Here is a 23,827-nt window from a genome sequence, read left to right on the forward strand (position 1 = left end):
TATGACACGTTCAGAGGATCATGCACTGCGCCAGCGCCACGGCGGATCGTCGCTGCAGGCGGCCGTGCGCACGCACCTGGAGTCGCTGCTCGGCGTGGTCGAGCTGGTCGGACTCGTCGTCATCGGGCTGGCGACGTCGTTCGCCATGGTCCAGGAGGGCTGGAAGATTGCCGGCACGGGCGCCGTGTCGATCACCGATCTTCTCGTCATGTTCCTGTATCTCGAGGTGCTTGCCATGGTGGCCCGCTACCTCAAGCTGGGCCAGCTGCCGGTGCGATTCCCGCTTTACATCGCCATGGTCTCGCTCGCTCGCGACGTGATCCTGCGCTACAACGAGGCGACGGAATTGCACCTGCTGGCGCTGTGCGGCGGCATCGCCATGCTGGCGTGCGGCGTCCTGATCCTGCGCTACGGCCAGGCGCGCTTCCCGAGCACGGACGACGGCGAGGCGGGAAGCCCGGACTAGGACCCGGCAGGCGGATCAGGACGCGCATTGCGGATCGGCCGGGAAACCGTGCCGGCCGCGCCGGCGGGACTGCTCCCGGTATTTCTCCATGCACCGTGCGTGTCCGGCGACTGGCCGCACGGTCCCTTGTGATGGCGAGGTTGATATGCACAGTAGTGAAGAGGCGATCCACCCGGGATACGAAGAGCGGACGATCGTCAGGCACCGGGCAGGCACGGCGATGCCGGCCACCGACAGCGTGGCGCAGGAGGTTCCCGTCGCCCTGGTCTACAACGGCATCTCGCATGCGGTGATGATGGCCACGCCGCTGGACCTGGAAGAGTTCGCGGTCGGCTTCACGCTGACCGAAGGCCTGGTGCAGGACTACGCCGAGATCTACGATGTCGAGCCGCTCGTCGGCCCGGCCAGCGTGGAGGTGCATCTGCGCATCAGCCAGCGCGCGTTTGCCGCCATGAAGGAACATCGCCGCACGCTCGCCGGACGGACCGGCTGCGGCGTATGCGGCATCGAGAGCATTGCCTTGCTGGACCTGGTGCCCGAGTTCATGAAGACGCCGCGCACGAGGATATCGCCGACGCGGGAAATCATCGAGCGGGCCGCCTCGCAGTTGCCGTCGTGGCAGGTCCTGATGAAGCGTACCGGCGGCGTGCATGCGGCGGCCTGGTGCAACCCGGCCGGCGAGGTCCTCCATGTATTCGAGGATGTCGGCCGCCACAACGGGCTAGACAAGCTGATCGGCTACCTGGCGATGCATGACGTGGCAACGGATGAAGGCTTTGTCTTCCTTTCCAGCCGGGCCAGCTACGAGCTGGTGCGCAAGACAGCCCGGATGAACATCCAGTTGCTGGCGACCATCTCGGCGCCGACCTCCCTGGCGATCCAGATCGCCGGGCAGGCGGGGCTGCAGTTGCTGAGCTTTTGCCGCAAGGACGGCTACGTCCAGTACACGGCGATGCCAGGCGAGCCCGCCCTGCGTGGCGTTGCCGCCGCTTGCGATAACGGAGGTGGGTCATGCTAGGGTTCGATAAGGCGCAGGCGCTGTTCGCCCAGAGCGTCGAGTCTGTCGCCGAGGTTGAAATGGCCTGGCTCAGCCTGGCAAATGGCAGGATCCTGGCTCGCGATATGCAAGCCCAGTGCGATGCCCCGCCGGCCGACAAGAGCGCCATGGACGGCTATGCGATCCGCCACGCCGACTATGGCCGGCGCAGGCCCTTGCCCATCCAGCAGGTCTGCTACGCGGGCATGGTGCCGCAGCCGTTGGAGGCGGGGCATGCCATCCGGCTGTACACCGGGTCCCTGATCCCGGCCGGCGCCGATACCGTGGTCCCGCAGGAGGATGCCGCGCCGGCGGATGGCTCGGTGACGTTCACCAGGGCGCCGGCGCCGGGCCAGCACATACGCAGGCAGGCAGAGGATGTACGGGCCGGCCAGCCGCTGTTGTCCGCGGGCACCTTGCTGCAGCCGGGCCATATCGCCGCGCTCGCTTCGCAGGGTGTCGGCAGCGTGCCGGTCTTCCGGCTGGCGGAGGTGGCGATCCTGACGACCGGCGACGAGGTGGCGGCGAACGACGAGCCGCACGGCGCGCACCAGGTCTGGGACGTAAACGGCCCGATGCTGGAGGCCCTGGTCCAGTCCATTGGCGCGGTGGTCCGCTCGCGCAACCATGTGCCGGATGACGAGGCGGCAGTCCACGAGGCCTTGCTCGAACTTGCCAGGGAGGCGGATATCCTGCTGGTCACCGGCGGCGCCTCCACGGGCGCCAAGGACCTGGTAAACGCCGCGCTGGTGTCGGCCGGGGGGGAACTCCTGTTCCAGAAGGTCAATATGAAACCCGGCAAGCCGATCTCCCTCGGCCGCCTCAGGGGCAAGCCGGTGGTGAGCCTGCCGGGTAACCCGGCGGCGGCGTATACGACCTTTGCGCTGCTGGTGACGCCGATGCTCAGGAAGCTGCAGGGGCGGGCCGAACTGTGCCCCCCGGTCGGCTTCGTGCATGCGCAGTTTGCCGCCGAGAAGACCGCTGGCCGCGACGAATTCCTCAGGGCCGCCCGCGTCGCCGGGCTGTGCGGGATGGATCGCGCGCGGCTCAGCGAGCAGCAGGGCGCGGCGTCGGTGTCGGCGCTGGGCGGCGCCTCCGGCTTTGTCCGGGTGTCGCCGCAAACCGAGGTTCGCCCGCACGACCTGGTTCCGTTCTATGATCTGAATCGCTGGCTCTGCTAGCGCTGCGGCGCGGCCGGCGATCCCGATCCATGTTGATTTGTGAAAGGCTAGCGGTGTGAAACTGTACGAGAAACTCGCCGCGGATGTCGAAGGGCTGGTCAGGCAGGGCGGCTTGCTGCCGGGCGACCGCATCCCGTCGGTACGCCAGACCAGCCAACACCACCGGCTGAGCATCACGACGGTGATACGCGCCTACGTCCTGCTCGAGAGCCGCGGCATCATCGAAAGCCGCCCCCAGTCCGGCTACTTCGTCAGGGCGCGGCCCGAGGAGCCGGCCGTGGAGCTGCGGGCTTCCAGGCCGAGCACACGGCCATCGGCCGTGGACGTCAGCGCCCTGGTGTTGTCGACCCTGCGTTCGATCCGCTCCGACGAAGCCGTGCCCCTGGGCTCGCCGTATCCCGATCCGTCGCTGTTTCCCTGGCAGCGGATCAACCAGTATGCCAACAATATCGCGCGCCGGTATGCCAGGTGGAACCTGCTCGACGACCTGCCGCCAGGATGTCCCGCGCTCATCCGGCAGATCGCGCGCCGTTACCTGGAGAATGGCTATGCCGTGGATCCGAACGAACTGATCATCACGATCGGCGCGACCGAGGCCATCAATCTTTGCCTGCAGGCAGTCGCCAAATCCGGCGACACGATCGCCGTGGAATCGCCGACCTACTACGCGATGCTGCACGCCATCGAACGTCTCGGCATGCGCGCCATCGAAGTCGCGACCGATCCGGTCGAGGGCATCGATATCGCGGAGCTGGCCCGGCTGATCGACGAAAAGGGGATTGCGGCGTGCATGGTGATGCCGAACTTCCAGAACCCCCTGGGGTTCGAGATGCCGGACGAAAGAAAGCGCCAGCTGGTGGCAATGCTGACGGAAAAGAATGTGCCGGTGATAGAAAACGATGTCTACGGGGAGCTCTATCACGGCGACGCCCACCCCAGCGGGCTGAAGGCCTACGACACCGCAGGCATCGTGCTGCACTGTTGTTCCTTTTCCAAGACGCTGACCAATGCCTACCGGATCGGATGGGCGCTGCCAGGCCGGTATCGCGACCAGGTGGAGCGCCTGAAATTCCTGAACACGCTGACCACGCCGGCGATCCCGCAGCTGGCCATCGCGGAGTTCCTCAAGAACGACGGCTACGACTTCCATCTGCRCCGCGTGCGCAAGGCCTACGCGCAGCAGGCCAGCATCATGGCAGCGGCGGTGCGCCGCTTCTTCCCGCCGGGCACCAAGACATCCCGGCCGGCCGGCGGATACGTGCTGTGGGTCGAGCTGCCGGCATGCGTGGATGCGATGGAGCTATATCACCTGGCGCTGGAGCGGAAGATCACGATTGCGCCGGGTCATATCTTTTCCCCGGGCCCGGTCTTCAAGAACTTTATCCGCCTGAACTACAGCGCGCCGTGGACCACGGAGACCGAGGCGGCCGTAGTGACGCTCGGCAAGCTGGTCGAAACCCTGTGCGAACGGCAGAAATAAGTGATGTCGGACTCAACCATCGATGAAGGCGGCGCTGCCGCAGCCCCCGAAGACCTGGACCCGGCGCTCGTGTCCGTTCTCCAGATCCTGTACGCGGCCGCCCGCGATCCGGCGGGGCGGCCGTGGTCGCTGGCCAAGATCAGCAAGCAGGCAGCGTTGCAGATGAGCGTGTTGCGGCGCGTGCTGACGCAACTCCGGTCGGTCGAGCTTGCCGACACGGAGATCGGGGAGGATGGACGCGGGACGGCCAGGCTCACCCCGGCCGGGGTGCAAGTCTGCGCGCAACTGTTTGCCCGCTGAACCCCGGCGGCCGAGGCGGCGGGCGGGCCAGGCTCAACCGCCCACGAGCGACATGCGCACGGTGGGGTAGCGCTTCTTCCCGGTGCTGAGCCGGTGCGCGCGCAACTCCGAGTAGCGGTCGGCGCGGTTTTCCCACGCTGCCCGGATGCCTTGTTCGAGAGCCCGGGCCGGCAGCGTGCCGGCAAGGAAGGGCTTGAGATCGACGGACTCCGTCGCGAAGAGGCAGTGGTGCAGCCTGCCGTCCACCGACACCCGGGCACGCGTGCAGTCGCTGCAGAACGGGTGCGACACGCTGGAGATGAAGCCGACCGCCAGGCTGCCATCGGCGAGCCGGTAGTTGGTGGCGGTTTCCGACGCCAGCCTTGCCACGGGCACCAGGGGATAGGCCGCTTCGACGGTCTTGCGTATCTCGTCGGACGTCACGACCCTGGACCTGTCCCATGACTGGGCGCCGCCCACATCCATGAACTCGATGAAGCGCAGCGTGACGCCGCTGTGGCGGAAGTGGCTGACCAGGGGCAGTATCTCGCCATCGTTGGTGCCCTTCTCGACCACGCAGTTGACCTTGAGCGGCGTCAGTCCGACCGCGCTTGCCTGCTCGATGCCTCGCAGCACCCGCGCGACCGGGAAGTCCACGTCGTTCATCCGGCGGAAGGTCGCATCGTCAAGGCTGTCCAGGCTGACCGTCACGCGCCGCAGGCCCGCGTCCTTGAGCGAGCGCGCCTTGGTGGCAAGCAGGCTGCCGTTTGTCGTCATGGCTACCTCGACTGGCTTGCCTCCTGGCGTTCGCATCGTGGCGATCTGCTCCACCAGCGATTCGATGCCTTTGCGCAGCAGGGGCTCGCCGCCGGTAAGCCGTATCTTCTCGACGCCAAGGCCGACGAAGGCGCGCGCCATGGCGAGCAATTGCGCGTCCGACAGGCGCTGCGCCGCGGTGAGGAAGGGGAAGTCCGGGCCATAGACCGCCTTCGGCATGCAATAGGTACAGCGGAAATTGCACTGGTCGATGACGGACAGCCGCAGGTCGCGCAGCGGGCGGCCCAGGCGATCGGTGCACGGCGGCTGCGCCTCGCGATCCTGCGCTTCAGGCATCGTGGTCGCGTGAGTGGCGTGTTCCATCGGGCTAGGCTCAGCTGGCCCTGGCTCCGCCTGCCGCCGGCGCCGTGGCTTGCGGCGCGCTTGTCGCGCAGGAGTGCGCGGCGTTCTGGCGGGCGCGCTGGTCGGCCCGCGCTTTCTCGATGACCTGCCAGTCGGGACCGGCATGGGCGAGAAGGGACATGCATAGCGCGCTAGCGGCGCCGAGTAGTACAAGTGCGGACTTCATGATGGGTTCCTCGTTGGATGCCGTGTCGGATTCGGTGCGTGCAAGACGGCCCCGTGACCGGAGCCGTCGCCATGCCGGCTCAGGCGGCCGCATCGGTGCCGGCCGATGCGCCATGGCTCGGCGGCGCGGAGACGCCGGTACGGTCCATGCCGGCGAGTTCCAGGGCCGCGGCGCCGTGGGCGCCGTCGGTGTACGGGTCGCGCGTGCCCTGGGCGCGGGCGCCGTCGGTGAAGCTGCTGCGCGCAGTGTTGACGTTGCGGCCTTCGGTGAACGGATCCGCCTTGCCCTGGCGCATGACATAGCCGTACTTGTCACCGGCGCCGGCGCTGTCCTTCGGGCCCTGTGCGTGGGCCGGCAGGGCGGCGATGGCGCTTGCGCTCAGGAGGGCGGTGACGAGGAGCTTATTGAGTGTGGTGGCTTTCATGATGGTCTCGAATCGGTTGGTCCAACGTGTCAACAGCGCTTGCGATCGGAGATGTCTGCCGCGGCGTTGATGCCGTTCTCGCTGATCTGTTACCCAGATGGTAGGAGACAGGGCCCGGCGCGATCACGTACAAAGCAGCAGCTAACTCAACAGAACAGTTTGGTCTCGGGCAGCCTGGCGGCGGGCGTTGCGCTGCCGCCAGCGCGATGGCGTTTCGCCGCACAAGCGCTTGAACACGCTGGCGAAGGGCGCCTGCGTCTGGACTCCCACCTCGGGTGCAAGCCGCGCGACTGGCGCGTCTGCGGTGGTGAGCAGGTCCTGTGCACGATCGCCCGCAGCGCGCATGCCGCTCGTCATTTCGCGGTTCCTCCCGGGGGTGCGCTGTCGTGCGCATCCGCCCGGTGGCTGCGGCGTGGTGGAACGGATTCCAGAGGCATTGCGCGCGCGCAGGACGGCCCGTCCAACTGCACCTGAACGCTATCCCGGCAACTGTATCTCTCGGCCGGGGGGTGAATTCCGTACTCTGCACAGCATGACGTCGAGAGGCGTTGCAACCTGGTCTCGCAATGCATTCCGTCGGGGATTGCCGGGGTGTGTGGTGGTGGCGCAATGCAGTCCCGCGCTGCCGGCATGCCGGCCCGCGCCCAGACTGCGCGACCCGGCGGATCAATCACGGAGAGCATATCGATGCACGGACTTACAGCGCTGGATCTCGCGCGCATCCAATTCGGATTCACGGTTTCCTTCCATATCATCTTCCCGGCCATCACGATCGGCCTGGCCAGCTTCCTGGCCATCCTCGAGGTTTCCTGGCTGCGCACCAGCAAGCCGGTGTACCGGGACCTCTATCACTTCTGGATCAAGATATTCGCGCTCAACTTCGGCATGGGCGTGGTGTCCGGCCTGGTGATGGCCTACCAGTTCGGCACCAACTGGAGCTTCTTCTCTGAGTTCGCCGGTGGCGTCACCGGGCCGCTGCTGACCTATGAAGTGCTCACCGCGTTCTTCCTCGAGGCCGGCTTCCTCGGCGTCATGCTGTTCGGCTGGAACCGGGTCGGGCCAGGCCTGCATCTGTTCTCGACGGTGATGGTGGCAATCGGCACCCTGATCTCGGCGACGTGGATCCTGGCCTCGAACAGCTGGATGCAGACGCCGGCCGGCTACGAGATCCTCAACGGCAAGGTGGTGCCGACCGACTGGCTGGCCGTCATCTTCAATCCGTCCTTCCCGTACCGTCTGGCGCATATGGGGATTGCCGCCTTCCTTGCCACGGCGCTGTTCGTGGCCGCGGCTGGCGCATGGCAGCTCCTGCGCGGCAACGACACGCCGGTGGTGCGCAAGATGTTGTCCATGGCCCTGTGGATGGTGCTGATCGTCGCGCCGCTGCAGGCGGTGGTGGGCGATGCCCACGGCCTGAACACGCTGAAGTACCAGCCGGCCAAGATCGCCGCCGTCGAGGGCCACTGGAACACCGCGTCCAAGGACGACAAGGGCGGCTTTCCGCTCATCGTCTTCGGCATCCCGGACATGGAGCGCGAGGAAACCCGCTACGCCGTCGAGATCCCGCGGCTCGGCAGCCTGATCCTCACCCACAGCCTTGACGGACAGATCCGGGGCCTGAAGGACTTCCCCAAAGAAGACCGGCCCAATTCGGCGGTCCTGTTCTGGACCTTCCGCGTCATGGCGGGCCTGGGCGTACTGATGATCGCGTTTGGCGTGCTCGGCCTGCTGCTGCGGCGCAAGGCTGCGCTCTATCGCACGCGTCTCTTCCTGCGTCTGGCCGTCGTGATGGGGCCGACCGGCCTGATCGCGTTGCTGGCGGGCTGGCTCACCACCGAGATCGGCCGCCAGCCGTGGGTCGTGTACGGGCTCCTGCGCACGCATGACGCCGTCTCGCGCCATGAGTTGGGCCCGGTCGCCATGTCGCTGGCGCTGTTCGTCGTCGTCTATTTCCTGGTGTTCGGCGTGGGCGTGGGCTACATGCTGAAGCTGGTGAAGAAGGGGCCGGCAGCGAACCCGCATGGCCACGGCCTGGATACGGCGGGCGAATCCTTCGTGCTGGCGGGCACGGCCGCGGTCGCGGGCAAGGCGCAATACATCAACAGGTAAATGGCAATGGGCATCGATCTTCCCCTCATCTGGGCAGTGATTATCTTTTTCGGCGTGATGATGTACGTGATCATGGACGGCTTCGACCTCGGCATCGGGATCCTGTTTCCCTTTGTCGGCGACCGGCGTGACCGCGACGTCATGATGAACACCGTGGCACCGGTGTGGGACGGCAACGAGACCTGGCTCGTGCTGGGCGGCGCTGCGTTGCTGGCGGCATTTCCGCTCGCGTATGCGGTGTTGCTCAGCGCGCTGTATCTGCCGCTGATGCTGATGCTGGTGGCGCTGATCTTCCGCGGCGTCGCCTTCGAGTTCCGCTTCAAGGCCAGCGACCAGAGCCGCCATTTCTGGGACAAGGCATTCATCGGCGGATCCGTCGCGGCAGCGTTCTTCCAGGGCGTGACCCTGGGCGCGTATATCGACGGCATCGCCATGAACGGCAACGAGTACGTCGGCGGCGCCCTCGACTGGCTGGCACCGTTCCCGCTCTTCACCGGCGTCGGCGTGATCGTCGCGTATGCCTTCCTCGGCAGCACGTGGCTGATCATGAAGACCGAAGGCATGCTGCAGTGGAAAATGCTCAAGCTCGCCGGGCTGCTGGTCAATGCGATGCTGGCGATGATCGCCGCGGTCAGTATCTGGACGCCGCTGACACATCCGGAGATCGCGCATCGCTGGTTTGCGCTGCCGAACCTGTACTTCTTCCTCCCGGTGCCGGTCCTGGTACTGGTGGCGGTGCGCGGCATGCACAAGGCGCTCGCGCGCAAGCCGAACGTCTCGCCGTTCCTGTACGCGTTGCTGGTCGTCTTCCTGGGCTATACGGGCCTGGCCATCAGCGTGTGGCCGAACATCATCCCGCCCGGCGTGTCGATCTGGCAGGCATCGTCCGCGCCGCAGAGCCAGGGGTTCGCACTGGTGGGCACGCTGTTCATCGTCCCGGTGATCCTGGCCTACTCGTCGTGGTCGTACTACGTCTTTCGCGGGAAGGTCAGGCACGGGGAGGCCTATCACTGATGGCAGCCACGATCATGACCGGCCTGGGCACGCGCATCGGCTGGCTCATCCTGTTGTGGGCCGGCGGCGTCGGTACGGTATTCCTGTTTGCCTGCGCCATGCGCCTGCTGATGCGAGTGGGCGGCCTCGTGAGCTGATGCGCGCCCGCGCGCGACCCGCTCGATCCTTCTGAACCAAGCTTCCCGTTCCTGTCATGTCTATCTGGCCCAGTCCAGGACAGTGGCTGTTTTCCGCCAAGGTCTTTATTGCCTCGATGCTGGCGCTCTATATTGCGCTGGCGCTGGGCTTGCCGCGACCCTACTGGGCCATGGCGACGGTCTATCTCGTCTCGAATCCGCTGACCGGCGCAACGCGCTCGAAAGGCGCCTATCGCGTAGCGGGTACGTTGCTGGGGGCCGCCGCCGCGGTGGCGCTGGTGCCGCCGCTGGTCAACGCGCCGCTGATGTTGATGGGGGCGATCTCGCTGTGGACCGGCGCGTTCCTGTATCTCTCGCTGATGCAGCGCGCGCCGCGCAGCTATATCTTCCTGCTCGCGGCCTACACCTTGCCGATCGTCGCCTTGCCTGCGGTCACGCAGCCAACGCAGGTATTCGATGTCGCCCTGGCGCGCATCGAGGAGATCGTGCTCGGCATCGTCTGCGCCAGCCTGGTCAGCTCGCTGGTGTTTCCGCAGAAGGTGGCGCCGGCGCTGCGCGGCCGGGCGGAAGCGTGGCTGGCGGACGCCGCGCAATGGGTCGCCGACATGCTCTCGCCGCAGGGGGCGCAACTGGCCGAGCAACACCAAAGCCGCCATCACCTTGCCGCCGACATCCTTGCCCTGGATCACCTGATTGCCCAGCTTGCCTACGACACCGAGAGCGCGGCGACGCTGGAGCGCGCGCGTGCCCTGCACGAGCGCATGACGATGCTGCTGCCGGTGCTGTCGTCCCTGGCCGAGGTGACCCGGGCGCTGCGCCATCACCCCGAGGGCATGCCCACGTCCCTGGCGCGGCGCATGGCTGCGCTGACGCAGTGGATCGCGGCCGGCGCGGATGCGGATCCGCACAGGCCCGCGGCTGCGCACACCGCGTGGCAGGAGTACGACCGCGCGCCGGGCTGGCACGCCGGCCTGGTCGCCACCGCCGCCAGCCATCTCGATACGCTCGGCGACCTGTGGGAGGACTGCCAGGCGCTGCGGCGCGGCATCGGCGACGCACGCGCGGCCAGCGCGATGCCGGCCATGCGGTACGGCGGCGCCTTGAGCGCGCGCGCCTACTACCATGACCACGGCATGCTGCTGTTCTACGCGTGCTCGGCCGCGCTCGCGGTGTTCTGCGCCGGCTTGTTCTGGATACTCTCCGGCTGGGTGGACGGCGCCGGTGCCGTCGGCCTGGCGGCGCTCACCAGCAGCTTCTTCGCCACCACCGAGGAGCCGCACAAGCTCGCATGGCGCTTCGTGAAATGGAGCGGTGTCTGCCTGCTGATTTCCTGGTTCTACCAGTTTCTCGTGCTGCCCTATGCGCATGACTTCGGTTCGCTGGCCGCCATGCTGGCCATTCCCTATCTCGGGATCGGCACCCTGATGCCGCGGCCGGGCTTCAACCTGTTCGCGGTGCTGCTTTCGGTCAACTCGGCCTCCTTCGCCAACGTCCAGAGCGTCTATGACGCCAACTTCGCCGACATCTTCAACAGCAGCCTGGCCAGCTTCGCCGCCATGCTGTTCGCGCCGGTGTGGGTGCTCGTGACGCGGCCGTTCGGCTCGCATGTGATGCTGCGCCGCCTGATCCGCGCGAGCTGGAAGGACATTGCCCTCGGCGCAGACCGGCGGGAAGCCGCGGCACACCCGACGCTGGGCGGCCGGATGCTGGACCGGTTCAGCCGGCTGGTGCCGATGCTCGCCGCCAACCGGGACAAGGCGTCGTCCGACGGCTTTGCCGAGTTGCAGGCGGGGTTCAGCGCGCTCGCCCTGCAGCGCGACGTCGGGGCCCTGCAGCCCGGGGCGCGCAGGGCGGTCTCGCGCCTGTTGCTGGCAGTGGCGCGCCACTACCGCTCACGCGTCGCGGCCGGGCATGCGCTGCCGGCACCGCCCGCGCTGGCGCGCCGCATCGACGACGCGATCGCGGCGATTGCCTCGCCGGCGGATGCGATGTCGCAGGAGGCCATCGCCGCCCTCGTTTCCCTGCGCCTGAGCCTGTTCGCCCCGGCCGGGAAGGGCGCCGATGCCGCTCCACTGCTGATCCGGGAGGTGCGCCATGCTGGCCAGTGAAATCGATGTCTATGGCGTCTTCGTGCCAAGCATCCTGGTGCTGATGCTGCTTGCCCTGGGCCTCACGGCGGTGCTGCGCGCGGCGCTGGCCCGAAGCGGCTTCTACCGGCTGGTGTGGCACCGGTCATTGTTCAATTTCTCTATCTACCTGATTGTGCTGGGCGGCGTGGTTGCCCTGGCACGCCAGTTGTCATCATGAAACTCAACATCACTACGCTTGCATCCGTGGCCCTGACCCTGCTGGTCGCCGGCGCCGCGGCGGCGACCGGCAAGCACCTGTGGGACTACTACACCGTGGCGCCCTGGACGCGCGACGGCCATGTCCGCGCCGACGTCGTCCAGCTCGCGCCCGATGTGTCCGGGCTGGTGACCCAGGTGCTGGTGAAGGACAACGCCCAGGTGCATCGCGGCCAGTTGCTCTTCGTCATCGATCCCGACCGGTTCACGCTGGCGCTGCAGCAAGCGAAGGCGACCGCTGCGGCGCGCAAGGCTACCCTGGCGCAGGCGCGCAGGGAGGCGGCGCGCAACCGCACGCTCTCGGACGTGGTCGCCACGGAAGTGGTCGAGACGACCCAGGAGCGGGTGGACGAAGGCGTGGCCGCCCTCGCGCAGGCCGAAGCCGCTGTCGAACTCGCCGAGCTGAACCTGGCGCGCGCACATGTGGTCAGCCCGGTGGATGGCTATCTCAATGACCGGCTGCCGCGCCTGGGCGACTATGTGACGACGGGCAAGCCGGCGCTGTCGATGGTCGATAGCGGCTCGCTGTATGTCGAGGGCTATTTCGAGGAGACCAAGCTGCACGGGATCCGCGCGGGCAACCCTGTCGATGTCCGCATCATGGGCGAGCACACGGTGCTGCACGGCCATGTGCAGAGCATTGCGGCAGGGATCGAGGACCGCGACCGCACCAGCGGCTCCAACCTGTTGCCGAACGTGAACCCGACATTCAACTGGGTCCGCCTGGCCCAGCGCGTGCCGGTCCGCGTGGTGCTGGACGATGTGCCGGCCGACGTGCGGCTTGTGTCCGGGCGCACCGCGACGGTCAGCGTGCGCGAGCAGCCCCGGGCGCTGGCGGGCGGGCAGGGTGCGTCATTGAAGGAGAAGCAGCAATGAACAGACAGACCTGCGCGCGGCTTGCGCTGATGACGGCATCCGTGCCCTTGCTTTACGCCTGCGCGGTGGGCCCCGACTACCGCGTGCCCGACCAGGCCGCGGTGAAGGCCGTGCAGGCCAATGGACCGCTCTTCGGCACCAGCGATCCGGCCATCTCGGTTGCGCCGCTGCCGGACGACTGGTGGCGGCTCTACGACGATCCGAAGCTCGATGGACTGGTGCAGAAGGCGCTTGCCGCGAATACGGACCTGCGCGTGGCGTCAGCCAACCTGCGCCGCGCCATCGCGAACTATCACGAGGTCGAGGCGGAGAACCTGGTGCAGGGCGGCATCTCGGCCAGCGTGCAACGCGCGCAGCTGTCTGGCGAAAGCGTGCTGATCAAGGAAAAGGTGCCGGTCTTCAATCTTGGCGACTACGGCCTTTCCGTCTCCTACCTGGTGGACTTCTTCGGCAAGCTCGCGCGTGCCGACGAGTCTGCGCTGGCGAGTGCGCAGGCCAGCCAGGCAGCGCTGGATGCCGCCCGGGTGAGCGTGGTGGCGCAGACCGTGCGCGCCTACGTCGAGGGCTGCGCCGCCACGCATGAGCTCGAGGTGGCGCAGCGCCAGCTGGCATTGCAGGAGCGCGGCGCCGAGGTGGTCAGGCGCCTGGTCGCTGCCGGGCGCAGCCAGCCCAGCGACGCATCGCAGGCGCAGGGCGAGGCAGAAGGATTGCGGGCGGCGCTGCCGCATTTCAGGGCAGAGCAGGCGGCGGCGGCCTATCGGCTGTCGGTCATGCTGGGGCAGCCGCCCGGGGCGGATTCCGGGGCGCAGGCGGCATGCCGCGAGGAGCCCCGGCCGCGGCAAGCGATTCCGGTCGGGGATGGCGCGGCGCTGCTGCGCCGGCGGCCCGACGTGCGGCAGGCCGAGCGGGAGCTGGCCTCGGCGACGGCCAGGATCGGCGTGGCGACGGCCGATCTCTATCCCTCGATCCGCATTGGTGCCTCGGTCGGCGCGACCGGCCTGCTGGCGGACCTGGGAACGGGTCCCACCGCGCACTGGGGGTTCGGTCCGCTGATCACCTGGAACTTCCCGACCAATGGCGTGCGGCCGCGCATCCATGGCATGGAAGCCGGCGCGGATGCGGCCCTGGCGCGCTTCGACGGGGTCGTGCTCAAGGCGCTGGAGGAAACGCAGACCGCGCTGGCCAGCTACACCAACGAGCTCGAACGCAACCAGGGCCTGCGCAAGGCACGCGACGCCGCGTCGGTGGTGGCGCGCGAGCACCGGCAGCTCTATGCGGGAGGGCGCCAGCCCTATCTCGCCAGTCTCGATGCGGACCGCGCCCTGGCGCGCGCGGAGGCGGCGCTGGCGGCGTCCGATGCGAAGGTGGCCACGGACCAGGTGAACCTCTTCCAGGCGCTCGGCGGCGGCTGGCAGAGTACGCATGCGGCGCAGGCGAAGGAAGTGGCCAGCGCGGAATAGCAAGGAATAGCGCGGAATCGCGCGGCATGGAGAGGATTGGCGCGGCTCACCCCGGCGCGGCGGGCCGCCGGTAGCCTTTCTGGTAGTGGACCGTGAACGTACCCAGCGCCTCGAGGGCTGCCTGGGGATCGTGGCTGGGCTTGACGGCAAAGCTGTCGAAGCCGCAGCGGGCCATGTAGTGCACCGTGTCGATCATCACGTCTCCCACGGCGCGCAGCTCGCCGGCCCATCCGTACTGCGTGCGCAGCAACTGCGCGAGCGAGTAGCCGCGCCCGTCCGTGTAGACGGGGAAATCGATGGCCAGGTGGGCAATGCCGGTCGGATCGATGATGGCTGCGCCGGGATCGAGCAGCGCCTCGGGGTCGGCGTCGGGCACCAGGTACACCGCAACCGGATGGGTCCGTTGCCGCAGGCTTGCCTTTGCTGCCTGCCATGCGCCGAGGGAAACCAGCCAGCCATCCTCGTCGGGTGGCAACGCGGCGGATGCCGGGCCGTCATCTGAGATGAAGGCGCGCCATTTGTCGGTTTCGAGCGCACCGTTGCGGATGACGTTGGGCGCCAGGTCTTGCGATTTGGTTTCAGGCACGTGCGCTCTCCGCTTGCTGTTTCCGCTTGACGATCCGGGCGTCGCTGTAGACGGCGGTCTTGAACGGTTCGATGCCGGTGCGTTCGACGACATCGATGAAGCGTTCGGCATCGCTGTCGCGCAGCGACAAGTAGGTCTGCACGAGGAGTTCCACCACATCCGGGATTTCCCCGCGCGCGAAGGACGGTCCGATGATCTTGCCGATGGCCGCGCCGCCGGCGCCTTCCATCTCGTCGTGCCGCCCGGCCGACAGTGCCCCGTTCTGGCGGCCGCCGACGGTCACCTGGTACCACTCCTCGCCGGCCTTGTCGACGCCGAGAATGCCGATGTGCCCCACGTGATGGTGCCCGCAGGAGTTGATGCAGCCGGAGATGTTGAGATCCAGTTCGCCGATATCGTGCAGGAAATCCATGTCATCGAAGCGCTGCTGGATGGCCTCGGCCAGCGGAATGGAAACGGCGTTTGCCAGCGAGCAGAAATCGCCGCCCGGGCAGGCGATGATGTTGGTGAGCAGGCCGATGTTCGGCGTGGCGAGATTCAGGCCGTCCAGCCGTTCCCAGATTTCGTGCAGATGGGTGCGGCGCACATCGGCCAGGATCAGGTTCTGCTCGTGCGAGACACGCAGCTCGCCAAGGCCGTAGGCGTCTGCCAGGTCGGCGACGGCGTCCATCTGGTCGGCCGTGATATCGCCGGGAGGCATGCCGGTGGCCTTCAGCGAAACAGTCACCGCGCAATAGCCCGCCACGCGGTGAGCCTGGACGTTGCTGCGCAGCCAGCGGCGGAACCTGGGATTCTGTTCGGCGAAGCTCGCCGAGGCATCTTCGTCGTTCGCCGCCGCGGGGTCATAGCCAGGCGCGGTGAAGCGGCCCGCGATCTCCTGCACGAACTCGGCGCTCACCGTGTCGGGGCCGCCGCGGATGCGCTGCCATTGCTCGTCGACCTGCCGGGCGAAGACGGCCGGTGTCAGGTCCTTGACCAGGATCTTGATGCGCGCCTTGTATTTGTTGTCGCGGCGGCCGTGCAGGTTGTAGACGCGCAGCGTGGCCTGCAGGTAGGTCAGCAGATCCGACCAGTGCACATATTCGTTGATCAGCTTGGCCACGATCGGCGTGCGGCCCATGCCACCGCCCACCCATACGCGGAATCCGGTCTCGCCATCCTTGCTGACGGCCTGCAGGCCGATATCGTGCACGCCGACCGCGGCCCGGTCCGTGCGGGCGCCGCTTACGGCGATCTTGAACTTGCGCGGCAGGAAGGCGAACTCGGGGTGCAGCATCGACCATTGCCGGATGATCTCGCACCAGACCAGCGGGTTCACGATCTCGTCCGGGGCGATGCCGGCAAAGTGGTCGGTGGTGGTATTGCGAATGCAATTGCCGCTGGTCTGGATCGCATGCATCTGCACGGTGGCCAGTTCGGCCAGGATGGCGGGCGCGTCTTCCAGGCGCGGCCAGTTGAATTGCATGTTCTGCCGCGTGCTGAAGTGGCCGTAGCCGCGGTCCCAGCGCCGCGCGATCCCGGCGAGCTTGCGCAACTGCCGGCTGACGAGCATGCCGTAGGGGATGGCCACGCGGAGCATTGGCGCGTGCCGCTGGATATAGAGGCCGTTCTGCAGCCGCAGCACGCGGAACTCGTCCTCGGTGAGCCGGCCGTCCAGGAAACGCGTGGTCTGGTCGGAGAACTGGGCGACGCGCTGGTCGACCACCTGCTGGTCTATGGAGTCATACAAGTACATGGGGAAGTCTCGACAGGTGCTGCCGCGCGGCAGGTCCCGAACGCTTGAATAGGAGGAGAAGCAAGGCTAGCGCCTGGCCCGCGGGCCGAACAGGATCAGTTCGGGTGAATTAGGGCATACCAGCGCGAATAGGGCGTGCGGCAGTGCCGCCTGCGCTGATGGCGGCGCTACGGGTGGCTTCTCGCCATGGATGCACCACGCTTGCGATCGATCTCACGCCCGCCCGCGAAGCGCGAAAGACTCAGCTCTTCGACAGGGCCCCAATAAGGAAAGCCGGAGAAGCCCGCGTAATGGAAACGGAGGAGACGGAGGAGACAGAGTCGTATCTCTGCTTTACAGAGACAGGTCTGTCTGCAATACTTGGTCTATCAACTTTCACTTTGGAAAGACGTGCCATGACCCAGCCTTCGGCGCGAGAGCGGATTCTCGACACGGCAGCCCGCTTGTTCTATCAAGACGGCTTTCGGGCGACGGGCATCGACAAGATCATTGCCGAGTCGGGCGTGGCGAAGATGTCGCTCTACAGGCATTTCGCTTCCAAGAATGAACTGATCTCCGCATTTCTCGACCGGCGCCACGAGTTCTGGATGTCCTGGTTCATCGAGGAGGTGGAGTCGCGCTTTGCTTCCGCGCCCAGCCTCGGGGCGATTGCAGATGCGCTGGGCGTGTGGTTCGGTCAGGAAACGTTCCGCGGCTGCGCGTTCATCAACGTGGTTGCGGAGGCCGGCTCGACCGGTGCCCCTGGACATCTGGAGCAGGCCACCGCGCACAAGGTGTCACTGAAGGCGTATATCGCGGAGCTTGCGCAGAGACTGAAGCTGGCGACGCCCGACGAAGTCGCGGAGGAGGCCATGCTCTGCGTCGAAGGCATGATCGTGCGTTACCAGATGACCGCTGATCCTGCCGTGGTGGCTTCCGGGAAGCGGCTGCTCGCGCGTATCGAGCAGGCCACGGCCGCCGCCAGTCCGCGCGCCATCGCCGCCTAGCGCCGCGGATTCACCAGGCCCGGGCGCAGGCCGCGGGCTGACCGGCTAGCAGGATTCCTGCAGCGGCGCCGCGTCCACCGTCGCGCCAGGGCGCCGGGCTGATCGACTTCACGCCGGCTCTTGCAAAGTGGCATAGTGGCGTTCGCCGCGGCTGCGCAAGCGAAGTGTGATGGGGCTGAGAAACTCCATGCCTTCAGCGAGGCAGAAGCTGATGCGCGCGCCGTCGCGCTCGAACGCCAGCGCGTCGATGGTCCAGGGAAGCGCCTTCAGTGCCGAGGTGTCGATGCCCGAGAGGTATAGCGTTGCCCCGGCCGCCTGTGCGGCCGCTTCGGCCTCGGGGTTCCAGGTGTCAGCCGTGAGCAGGGGATCGTCCACGGTCAGGAGCGGGCAGCGAATCGACAGCCTGGCCGCGGCGGGGCTTTGGCTGTAGAGATAGAGGGTGCCGGGATCGCAGCTGAACATGAGGTGGTTGCCTTACAGGGTACTGTATGGATATACAGTATAACGAGCTGCCTGGTTTTGGCAAGCGGGTCGCGGGCTCCCTGGTGCGGAGGACGATGATGATTGCCGGCGGGACGGCGGCGATGGAAAAACCGGCCCGGGGTGCCCATGCTAGGATGCGCCGCAGGATTCGCCGCGGGGCGAGAACAGGCGGCCAGACCAGCAAAGCCAGATGCAAAACCAAAGCAACGTCACGGAATACAAGGCGCAGTACAAAGGATTCGTCATCCACGTGTTCTGCAAGACCATCAAGGACGGGCTGCACATCGCCTCGTGCGCGATCTGGGAGGATGGGGCGATCGTCCAGGATGCGAGGGCGGTAGGGCACAACCACGCCACGCCCGCGGATGYGACAGCGGCTGCCTATGCGTGGGCACGCCAATGGATCGACGRCAATAGCTGAATTGCCGGCACAGGGCGCCCCGCAAGCCGCCCGGCGCCCGCGTAACGACCACTTTCCGGTTTATTTCCAAGAAGGGGTATCCAGATGCCACCGATCCGCGTATATTTCGCCCCGCGGGGTGGAGCAGTTGGCAGCTCGTCGGGCTCATAACCCGAAGGTCGCAGGTTCAAGTCCTGCCCCCGCAACCACTTTCCCGAAGCCCGTCCGGTCCTTGCCGCACGGGCTTTTTGCTTTCCAATTCGTAACAGCCGACGATGTTTCGGTCGCATCGCCTTGCCTTGCCTGCCACTCGAATGCCTCTCAGGCGAAATCGCCCGGAGGGTCGTCTGGAATGGTCCACTTTGGTGGCTTGTCTTCGGTGTCGGGCGTGCGCTTCGGCGCCTGCGAGGGGGGATGGGGCGCCATCTGGGACAAGACCCGTGCGGAAGGTACATCGACRGTTTCCTCATCGCCGTCTTCTGACCAATACCTGAGCGTCACTGTCATGTTCATCTCCGGTAAGTGACTCAAGGAATTGTGAATCAATGGATCCGCCTGCCGGTGCGTGCAAGCGGGGCAAGTTTTAACCTTAGGCGCCTTTGCCGCGCTTGCCTGACGTCAATGACGATGGCTCGCCGGCACGCGCATGGCGGCTAGTGCGCGCCGGTGCGCGGATCGCGCGCCGCGTCGATATTCAGCTGCGCCAGCCCCGTCTCGGTGAGGTAAGGCCCGAACAGGCTCATCACCTGCGATGCGCCCCAGCTGATATGTTCGCGCTTGAGCGCATCGATACCGTGGCGCGAGCGCAGGTAGTCGATCCAGTAGGTCGAGACGATCCAGCTGTTGACCACCAGGTGATCGAGCTGCGCCGGCGTGGCGCGCAGCAGCCCCGCCGCTTCCATGCCGTCGAACACGCGCCGCACATGGCGTTGTCCGTCATCGGCCAGCGCTTCGGTGCGCGCGCGCAGCGCGGGCGCCAGCGCGCGGATCGAAGCCGAGTCGCGATAGAAGAAACGCCATTCCCACATCAGGTTGAACCAGCCGCTCAGGTAGCCGGCAAAGCGGTCCGGGCTATCGCCCTTGGCAAGATCCGCCACGGCGGTGGCGCGCAGCGCGCTTTCAAAAGCACCGAACAACGCTTCCAGGATCTGTTCCTTGCGGTTGAAGTGGTAATGGAGGTTGCCTTCCTTGATGCCGACCGCCGCGGCGATCTCCGCCGTGGTCACGAGCATCGGCCCGCGTTCGTTGAACAGGCTCAGGCAGGTTTCGAGAATGCGTTCGCGGGTCTTGGGCCGCCGCGCCGGCGTGTGGTCCGCGCTCATGTTGCGAGGCCCCTGCGCGTGGCGGTGCGTGGCCGGCGGTGTTTCGTATGCTGCATTTCTGGCATCTCGGGTGGTGGCGGAACAGCGTCCGGGCGTATGCGGGCTTAAGGGAAATCCCTGGTTAGAGGAATCTGGGTTGATTAATTAGGGTGAACACCCTAGTCTAGTCGGAGCACTGCACGGACGCACCAAGGGAATGCCCATGCGAGAAGCTTCCGGCGGGATCTGGCCAACAGGAGACAAACGATGCTAGCAGGCAACGCGGATCAGGCGCACGAGCACGCGCACGACCAGGGGCACGACCAGGCGCACCCCAGGGCGCAGGCCGCCACTCCGGAGCAGCAGGCGGCGCAGCGGGAGCCCGCCCGTCACTTCGATGTGCTGGTCGTAGGCGCGGGCCTCTCCGGCATCTGCGCGGCCTACCACCTGCAGGCCAGTTGCCCGGGCAAGACCTACGCCATCCTGGAAGGTCGCGACGCCATCGGCGGTACCTGGGATCTGTTCCGCTATCCCGGCGTGCGTTCCGATTCGGACATGTACACGCTCGGCTTCAGCTTCCGGCCATGGCGCAGCGAGAAGTCGATCGCCGATGGCGGCGCCATCCTCGAATACATCCGCGGCACCGCCAAGGCCTTCGATATCGAGCGCCATATCCGCTTCGGCCATCGCGCCACGCACGCTTCGTGGTCGTCCGGGACGTCCCGGTGGACGGTGGAAGCCAGCGTGGGCCCGCAGGGCGCGCCGGCGCGCTTTACCTGCAACTTCCTCTACCTGTGCAGCGGCTACTACGACTACGCCGACGGCTATATGCCGGGCTGGCCGGGCATGGAGCGCTTCCAGGGCCGCGTGGTGCATCCCCAGCACTGGCCCGAGGACCTGGCCTACGACGACAAGCGCGTGGTGGTGATCGGCAGCGGTGCTACCGCCGTGACGCTGCTGCCGGAGATGGCCAAGCGCGCGGCGCACGTGACCATGCTCCAGCGCTCTCCCACATACGTGGTGGCGCGGCCGTCCAGCGATCGCGTCTCCGCGTGGCTGCAGCGCAAGCTGCCGGCTGGCATGGCGCACAGCGCAAGATTATCGAGGCAACGCGCGCGCAACTCGGCCCGGACTACGACATCGGCAAGCATTTCACGCCCGCCTACAAGCCGTGGGACCAGCGCCTGTGCCTGGTGCCGGACTCGGACCTGTTCCAGTCGATCCGCGCGGGCAAGGCTTCGGTCGTCACCGACCATATCGAATCCTTCACCGAAACCGGGCTGCGGCTGCGCTCGGGCGAGAAGCTCGATGCCGACGTGATCGTCACGGCCACGGGCCTGCAACTCAAGGTGGCGGGCGGCATCCAGCTCGGCGTGGACGGCGTGCCGGCCACGCCCGCGCAGGCCTTCATGTACAAGGGCATGATGTATAGCGACATGCCCAACCTGGCGGTGGCGATGGGCTACGTGAATGCGTCGTGGACGCTCAAGGCGGAGCTGTCGTCGATGTATGTCTGCCGCCTGCTCAACCACATGGACGCCGCCGGCCATGCCTGGTGCGTGCCGCGGCGCGGCGATGCGTCCGGCGACGACGAGCCGTCGCTGTCGCTGACCTCCGGCTACGTGCAGCGCGCCAACGGCATCCTGCCCAGGCAGGGCAGCAAGCGCCCGTGGAAGGTCCACCAGAACTACCTGTTCGACCTGATGGCGCTCAAGTTCGGCAAGGTGGAGGACGATGCGATGGTGTTCGGGCGGGCCGGCACTGCCGCGCCGCGCGCGCAGGCGGCGCCTGCCCGGGCGGCGGAATCGGTGCAGGGCTGAGGAGCGACACCATGACCATCCTGATTGCCTGCATTGCCATTGTTATTGCCATTGCCGCCATCGTCATCCTTGGCCTGGTGGCGTTTAGCGCCCTCATCGCGCGCAAGGTGGAAAAGGCGCTGCCGCCGCGCGGCAAGTTCATCGAAATCGATGGCGCCCGCCTGCACTACATCGACCAGGGCCAGGGTCCGGCCATCGTGATGGTGCACGGGCTGGGCGGACAGACCGGGAATTTCTCGTATGCCTTGCTCGAACGACTGACCTCGCGCTTCCGCGTGATCCTGGTCGACCGGCCCGGCTCGGGATACTCGACCCGGCCGGCGGGAATGTCGGCGCGCCTGAGCAAGCAAAGCGAAGTCATCGCCAGGTTCATCCGGGCGCTGGAGCTGGAGGATCCCCTGCTGGTAGGGCATTCGCTGGGTGGCGCCGTGGCGCTGGGCGTGGCGCTCGATCATCCCGGCACGGCGGCCGGCCTGGCGCTGATCGCGCCGCTGACCCATCCGGTGCAAGGCGTGCCGGCCTCGTTCCGCGCGCTTGCGGTTTCCCCGGCCGCGCTGCGGCGCGTGGTCGCCTGGACGCTGGCAATCCCGCGGTCGATCCTGCGCGGGCGCGCGATGGTCGAATTCGTGTTCAGCCCGGAGCGGCCGCCGGCGGATTTCGGCACGGCCGGCGGCGGCCTGCTTGGCCTGCGGCCGGGCGCTTTCTATGCCGCGTCGACCGACATGAACAGCCTGGAAGAGGATCTGCCCTCCATGGCTGGGCGCTACGCATCGCTGGCCCTGCCGATCAGCATCCTGTACGGCACGGCCGACGCCGTGCTCGACTGGCGCATCCACGGCCAGGCGATGAAGGACAAGCTGCCGGCGCTGGAGCTGGAACTGGTGCCCGGCGGGCATATGCTGCCGGTCACCATTCCTGACCAGGCCGCGGCCTGGCTTTCGGCGGCGGTCGAGCGCACGCGCAGTACCCTCGCGCCCGCATGACGCCGTTCGGCTTCAGGCGTCGAGGCTGAAGCCGATCTCCTTGATGAACTCGCCCCAGCGCTGATAGTCCGCCTTGACCTGTGCCGCGAACACCGGTGGCGTGATGGCCTGCGGTGGCAGCACGCCCACCGCGAACAGACGCTTGTGATAGGCCGGGTCGGTGAGCACCTTCTGGATCGCCGCCGACACCGGCGCCACCACATCCGCCGGCATGGCCTTGGGGCCGAACAGCGCGAAGTAGCCGCTGAGCTGCTCCATGCCAGCGAAGCCCTGTTCGCGGAACGTGGGCACGCCCGGCGCCATGTCGGAGCGCTCCGGCGTGGTGATGGCCAGCGGCTTGGTCTTGCCGGACTGGTACAGCGGCACGGCCGTGGTCAGCCCGTCGATCATCACCGGCACCACGCCACCGACGAGGTCCTGCGTGGCGGGTGCCGAGCCCTTGTACAGCACCGGCTCGAGCCGGCTGCCGGACAGCTTGTTGAGCAGCAGCGGACCGAAATGCGAGGATGTGCCCGGCCCGTACGAGGCCGAGTGCACCGGTGCCTTGGCGGCCTTGGAATAGGCGATCATCTCGGCCAGCGTGGAGAAGGGCGCGTTCTTGTTCGCCACCAGCAGTACCGGCGCGCGTGCCGCCTCGGCCAGCGCGGTCAGGTCAGTGATCGGGTCGTAGGGCACCTTGTTGATATGGGCGCCCGAGGTGGCGGACGATCCCAGCGTCATCAGCAGGGTATGGCCATCGGGTTTGGCGCGGATGACATCCTGGGTGGCGGGGATCGTGGCGCCACCGGGCTTGTTCTCCACGACCACCGACTGGCCGAGCGCCTTGCCCAGGAAGTCCGCGAACAGCCGGGCCACCACGTCGGTGCCGCCACCGGCGGGATAGGCAACCACAAGACGCAGCGGGCGGCTGGGCCAGTTGGCCGCCACGGCGGGTGCGGCACCAGCCGCGGCCATGGCCGCGGCGGCGGCGAGGAATTGTCGTCGATCCACGTAAATGTCTCCTGTCTAAGGCATGTATGGGCGCTATTGGCCCCGCTACATGGTCATGGACGTTCGACTTCCGGCGGAATCGGGCGATACCCTTGCTACGATCCCATGCATGGTGCCGGGATCGGCGGGCGCCCGGTGCTGCGGCGCTTCAGGACGCCGAGAACGTTCGCACCAGCTTGTTCTTGAGCGGCCACGGCCGTGCCGCCAGGATCCAGATGCACAGCAGGGGCCCGACCAGTGGAATCAGCGCCAGGTAGGCATACGTCGTGCTGAAGTGCGCGGCGCGGAAAACCTTCCTGAGCGGAAGGAACCAGATAGCTTCGAAAGCGAGGAACCCCAGAAGATAAAACGTCATTGCCTTGCTTCCTGTGTCAGTTTCCTGTGCCGGATC

25 protein-coding genes, 1 tRNA gene and 1 pseudogene are annotated in these 23,827 nt (G+C 67.0%); 17 read left to right on the forward strand and 10 right to left on the reverse strand.

The window, feature by feature from the left end:
- The first annotated feature begins 1 nt into the window (after window position 1).
- The 5 genes from AC1DK4_RS17305 (at window position 2) to AC1DK4_RS17325 (ending at window position 4,463) form a co-directional block, all read left to right on the forward strand.
- Window positions 2-466, forward strand: a complete 465-nt coding sequence (locus AC1DK4_RS17305; RefSeq protein ID WP_441616889.1) for a phosphate-starvation-inducible protein PsiE — start codon at window positions 2-4, stop codon at window positions 464-466.
- 145 nt (window positions 467-611) lie between these two features.
- Entirely contained in the window at window positions 612-1,484 is an 873-nt protein-coding gene (gene fdhD, locus AC1DK4_RS17310; protein ID WP_441616888.1) for a formate dehydrogenase accessory sulfurtransferase FdhD, read from the forward strand.
- A complete protein-coding gene (locus AC1DK4_RS17315) occupies window positions 1,478-2,683 on the forward strand; it encodes a molybdopterin molybdotransferase MoeA (protein WP_441616886.1) in 1,206 nt (401 codons plus the stop codon). The genes fdhD and AC1DK4_RS17315 overlap by 7 nt, the downstream gene beginning before the upstream one ends.
- Before the next feature lie 55 nt (window positions 2,684-2,738).
- The gene (locus AC1DK4_RS17320; protein ID WP_477131659.1) at window positions 2,739-4,163 is read left to right on the forward strand and encodes an aminotransferase-like domain-containing protein; all 1,425 of its coding nucleotides are present in this window, start codon (window positions 2,739-2,741) and stop codon (window positions 4,161-4,163) included.
- A gap of 3 nt (window positions 4,164-4,166) precedes the next feature.
- Entirely contained in the window at window positions 4,167-4,463 is a 297-nt protein-coding gene (locus AC1DK4_RS17325; RefSeq protein ID WP_441616882.1) for a transcriptional regulator, read from the forward strand.
- Window positions 4,464-4,496: 33 nt separating this feature from the next.
- On the opposite strand, the gene moaA is transcribed toward AC1DK4_RS17325, so the two are convergent.
- From moaA to AC1DK4_RS17345, 4 genes are all read right to left on the reverse strand, one after another.
- Window positions 4,497-5,555, reverse strand: coding sequence for a GTP 3',8-cyclase MoaA (moaA, locus tag AC1DK4_RS17330; RefSeq protein WP_441617100.1), 1,059 nt, complete (start codon window positions 5,553-5,555; stop codon window positions 4,497-4,499).
- 37 nt (window positions 5,556-5,592) lie between these two features.
- Window positions 5,593-5,787, reverse strand: a complete 195-nt coding sequence (locus AC1DK4_RS17335) for a hypothetical protein (protein WP_441616880.1) — start codon at window positions 5,785-5,787, stop codon at window positions 5,593-5,595.
- Between the two features lie 79 nt (window positions 5,788-5,866).
- Window positions 5,867-6,211: a hypothetical protein gene (locus AC1DK4_RS17340; RefSeq protein ID WP_441616878.1), complete on the reverse strand. Its 345-nt coding sequence runs from the start codon at window positions 6,209-6,211 to the stop codon at window positions 5,867-5,869.
- A gap of 141 nt (window positions 6,212-6,352) precedes the next feature.
- On the reverse strand, window positions 6,353-6,568 hold the full coding sequence (locus AC1DK4_RS17345) for a helix-turn-helix domain-containing protein (RefSeq protein WP_441616876.1): 216 nt from the start codon (window positions 6,566-6,568) through the stop codon (window positions 6,353-6,355).
- A gap of 330 nt (window positions 6,569-6,898) precedes the next feature.
- On the opposite strand from AC1DK4_RS17345, the gene AC1DK4_RS17350 reads away from it, so the two are divergent.
- Genes AC1DK4_RS17350 through AC1DK4_RS17380 form a run of 7 tightly spaced genes read left to right on the forward strand, consistent with a single transcriptional unit; the run spans window position 6,899 to window position 14,152 of the window.
- Window positions 6,899-8,320, forward strand: coding sequence for a cytochrome ubiquinol oxidase subunit I (locus tag AC1DK4_RS17350; protein ID WP_441616874.1), 1,422 nt, complete (start codon window positions 6,899-6,901; stop codon window positions 8,318-8,320).
- Window positions 8,321-8,326: 6 nt separating this feature from the next.
- Window positions 8,327-9,334, forward strand: a complete 1,008-nt coding sequence (gene cydB / locus AC1DK4_RS17355; protein ID WP_441616872.1) for a cytochrome d ubiquinol oxidase subunit II — start codon at window positions 8,327-8,329, stop codon at window positions 9,332-9,334.
- Complete coding sequence (locus tag AC1DK4_RS17360) at window positions 9,334-9,471, forward strand: DUF2474 family protein (RefSeq protein ID WP_441616870.1); 138 nt, start codon at window positions 9,334-9,336, stop codon at window positions 9,469-9,471. Before cydB ends, AC1DK4_RS17360 begins: the two co-directional genes overlap by 1 nt.
- A gap of 56 nt (window positions 9,472-9,527) precedes the next feature.
- Window positions 9,528-11,579: an FUSC family protein gene (locus AC1DK4_RS17365; RefSeq protein ID WP_441616868.1), complete on the forward strand. Its 2,052-nt coding sequence runs from the start codon at window positions 9,528-9,530 to the stop codon at window positions 11,577-11,579.
- On the forward strand, window positions 11,566-11,778 hold the full coding sequence (locus AC1DK4_RS17370) for a DUF1656 domain-containing protein (RefSeq protein WP_441616866.1): 213 nt from the start codon (window positions 11,566-11,568) through the stop codon (window positions 11,776-11,778). Before AC1DK4_RS17365 ends, AC1DK4_RS17370 begins: the two co-directional genes overlap by 14 nt.
- A complete protein-coding gene (locus tag AC1DK4_RS17375; RefSeq protein WP_477116288.1) occupies window positions 11,775-12,692 on the forward strand; it encodes an efflux RND transporter periplasmic adaptor subunit in 918 nt (305 codons plus the stop codon). Before AC1DK4_RS17370 ends, AC1DK4_RS17375 begins: the two co-directional genes overlap by 4 nt.
- Complete coding sequence (locus AC1DK4_RS17380; protein WP_441616862.1) at window positions 12,689-14,152, forward strand: efflux transporter outer membrane subunit; 1,464 nt, start codon at window positions 12,689-12,691, stop codon at window positions 14,150-14,152. The genes AC1DK4_RS17375 and AC1DK4_RS17380 overlap by 4 nt, the downstream gene beginning before the upstream one ends.
- Before the next feature lie 46 nt (window positions 14,153-14,198).
- Here AC1DK4_RS17380 and AC1DK4_RS17385 read toward each other — a convergent pair whose 3' ends face one another.
- The gene (locus tag AC1DK4_RS17385; protein ID WP_441616860.1) at window positions 14,199-14,738 is read right to left on the reverse strand and encodes a DUF934 domain-containing protein; all 540 of its coding nucleotides are present in this window, start codon (window positions 14,736-14,738) and stop codon (window positions 14,199-14,201) included.
- On the reverse strand, window positions 14,731-16,473 hold the full coding sequence (locus tag AC1DK4_RS17390; RefSeq protein WP_441616858.1) for a nitrite/sulfite reductase: 1,743 nt from the start codon (window positions 16,471-16,473) through the stop codon (window positions 14,731-14,733). Before AC1DK4_RS17390 ends, AC1DK4_RS17385 begins: the two co-directional genes overlap by 8 nt.
- Window positions 16,474-16,868: 395 nt before the next feature.
- On the opposite strand from AC1DK4_RS17390, the gene AC1DK4_RS17395 reads away from it, so the two are divergent.
- Entirely contained in the window at window positions 16,869-17,459 is a 591-nt protein-coding gene (locus tag AC1DK4_RS17395; RefSeq protein WP_441616856.1) for a TetR/AcrR family transcriptional regulator, read from the forward strand.
- Between the two features lie 108 nt (window positions 17,460-17,567).
- Here AC1DK4_RS17395 and AC1DK4_RS17400 read toward each other — a convergent pair whose 3' ends face one another.
- Entirely contained in the window at window positions 17,568-17,921 is a 354-nt protein-coding gene (locus AC1DK4_RS17400) for a hypothetical protein (RefSeq protein WP_441616854.1), read from the reverse strand.
- A gap of 211 nt (window positions 17,922-18,132) precedes the next feature.
- On the opposite strand from AC1DK4_RS17400, the gene AC1DK4_RS17405 reads away from it, so the two are divergent.
- Window positions 18,133-18,363 (forward strand): hypothetical protein, encoded by a 231-nt coding sequence (locus tag AC1DK4_RS17405; protein WP_477131660.1) that lies wholly within the window; start codon window positions 18,133-18,135, stop codon window positions 18,361-18,363.
- A gap of 112 nt (window positions 18,364-18,475) precedes the next feature.
- Window positions 18,476-18,551, forward strand: a tRNA-Met gene (locus AC1DK4_RS17410).
- Between the two features lie 444 nt (window positions 18,552-18,995).
- Here the strand turns inward: AC1DK4_RS17410 and AC1DK4_RS17415 are convergent.
- The gene (locus tag AC1DK4_RS17415; RefSeq protein ID WP_441616848.1) at window positions 18,996-19,664 is read right to left on the reverse strand and encodes a TetR/AcrR family transcriptional regulator; all 669 of its coding nucleotides are present in this window, start codon (window positions 19,662-19,664) and stop codon (window positions 18,996-18,998) included.
- Between the two features lie 246 nt (window positions 19,665-19,910).
- Here AC1DK4_RS17415 and AC1DK4_RS17420 point away from each other — a divergent pair.
- Both AC1DK4_RS17420 and AC1DK4_RS17425 read left to right on the forward strand, forming a co-directional pair.
- Window positions 19,911-21,463, forward strand: a pseudogene (locus tag AC1DK4_RS17420) (flavin-containing monooxygenase).
- A gap of 11 nt (window positions 21,464-21,474) precedes the next feature.
- The gene (locus AC1DK4_RS17425; protein WP_441616844.1) at window positions 21,475-22,446 is read left to right on the forward strand and encodes an alpha/beta fold hydrolase; all 972 of its coding nucleotides are present in this window, start codon (window positions 21,475-21,477) and stop codon (window positions 22,444-22,446) included.
- Between the two features lie 12 nt (window positions 22,447-22,458).
- On the opposite strand, the gene AC1DK4_RS17430 is transcribed toward AC1DK4_RS17425, so the two are convergent.
- Together AC1DK4_RS17430 and AC1DK4_RS17435 are read right to left on the reverse strand one after the other, a co-directional pair.
- Window positions 22,459-23,436: a tripartite tricarboxylate transporter substrate binding protein gene (locus AC1DK4_RS17430; RefSeq protein ID WP_441616842.1), complete on the reverse strand. Its 978-nt coding sequence runs from the start codon at window positions 23,434-23,436 to the stop codon at window positions 22,459-22,461.
- 148 nt (window positions 23,437-23,584) lie between these two features.
- Window positions 23,585-23,827: hypothetical protein (locus tag AC1DK4_RS17435; RefSeq protein WP_477131661.1), on the reverse strand; the 243-nt coding region annotated here is incomplete at its 5' end.

The organism is Cupriavidus sp. 05N38 (assembly GCF_056397345.1).

Excerpts from the sequence above, each read along its gene's own strand:
- AC1DK4_RS17305 (WP_441616889.1), top strand. The coding sequence starts at position 2 with ATGACACGTTCAGAGGATCATGCACTGCGCCAGCGCCACGGCGGATCG.
- fdhD (WP_441616888.1), top strand. The coding sequence starts at position 612 with ATGCACAGTAGTGAAGAGGCGATCCACCCGGGATACGAAGAGCGGACG.
- AC1DK4_RS17315 (WP_441616886.1), top strand. The coding sequence starts at position 1,478 with ATGCTAGGGTTCGATAAGGCGCAGGCGCTGTTCGCCCAGAGCGTCGAG.
- AC1DK4_RS17325 (WP_441616882.1), top strand. The coding sequence starts at position 4,167 with ATGTCGGACTCAACCATCGATGAAGGCGGCGCTGCCGCAGCCCCCGAA.
- moaA (WP_441617100.1), bottom strand. The coding sequence starts at position 5,555 with ATGCCTGAAGCGCAGGATCGCGAGGCGCAGCCGCCGTGCACCGATCGC.
- AC1DK4_RS17335 (WP_441616880.1), bottom strand. The coding sequence starts at position 5,787 with ATGAAGTCCGCACTTGTACTACTCGGCGCCGCTAGCGCGCTATGCATG.
- AC1DK4_RS17340 (WP_441616878.1), bottom strand. The coding sequence starts at position 6,211 with ATGAAAGCCACCACACTCAATAAGCTCCTCGTCACCGCCCTCCTGAGC.
- AC1DK4_RS17345 (WP_441616876.1), bottom strand. The coding sequence starts at position 6,568 with ATGACGAGCGGCATGCGCGCTGCGGGCGATCGTGCACAGGACCTGCTC.
- AC1DK4_RS17350 (WP_441616874.1), top strand. The coding sequence starts at position 6,899 with ATGCACGGACTTACAGCGCTGGATCTCGCGCGCATCCAATTCGGATTC.
- cydB (WP_441616872.1), top strand. The coding sequence starts at position 8,327 with ATGGGCATCGATCTTCCCCTCATCTGGGCAGTGATTATCTTTTTCGGC.
- AC1DK4_RS17360 (WP_441616870.1), top strand. The coding sequence starts at position 9,334 with ATGGCAGCCACGATCATGACCGGCCTGGGCACGCGCATCGGCTGGCTC.
- AC1DK4_RS17365 (WP_441616868.1), top strand. The coding sequence starts at position 9,528 with ATGTCTATCTGGCCCAGTCCAGGACAGTGGCTGTTTTCCGCCAAGGTC.
- AC1DK4_RS17370 (WP_441616866.1), top strand. The coding sequence starts at position 11,566 with ATGCTGGCCAGTGAAATCGATGTCTATGGCGTCTTCGTGCCAAGCATC.
- AC1DK4_RS17375 (WP_477116288.1), top strand. The coding sequence starts at position 11,775 with ATGAAACTCAACATCACTACGCTTGCATCCGTGGCCCTGACCCTGCTG.
- AC1DK4_RS17380 (WP_441616862.1), top strand. The coding sequence starts at position 12,689 with ATGAACAGACAGACCTGCGCGCGGCTTGCGCTGATGACGGCATCCGTG.
- AC1DK4_RS17390 (WP_441616858.1), bottom strand. The coding sequence starts at position 16,473 with ATGTACTTGTATGACTCCATAGACCAGCAGGTGGTCGACCAGCGCGTC.
- AC1DK4_RS17395 (WP_441616856.1), top strand. The coding sequence starts at position 16,869 with ATGACCCAGCCTTCGGCGCGAGAGCGGATTCTCGACACGGCAGCCCGC.
- AC1DK4_RS17400 (WP_441616854.1), bottom strand. The coding sequence starts at position 17,921 with ATGTTCAGCTGCGATCCCGGCACCCTCTATCTCTACAGCCAAAGCCCC.
- AC1DK4_RS17415 (WP_441616848.1), bottom strand. The coding sequence starts at position 19,664 with ATGAGCGCGGACCACACGCCGGCGCGGCGGCCCAAGACCCGCGAACGC.
- AC1DK4_RS17425 (WP_441616844.1), top strand. The coding sequence starts at position 21,475 with ATGACCATCCTGATTGCCTGCATTGCCATTGTTATTGCCATTGCCGCC.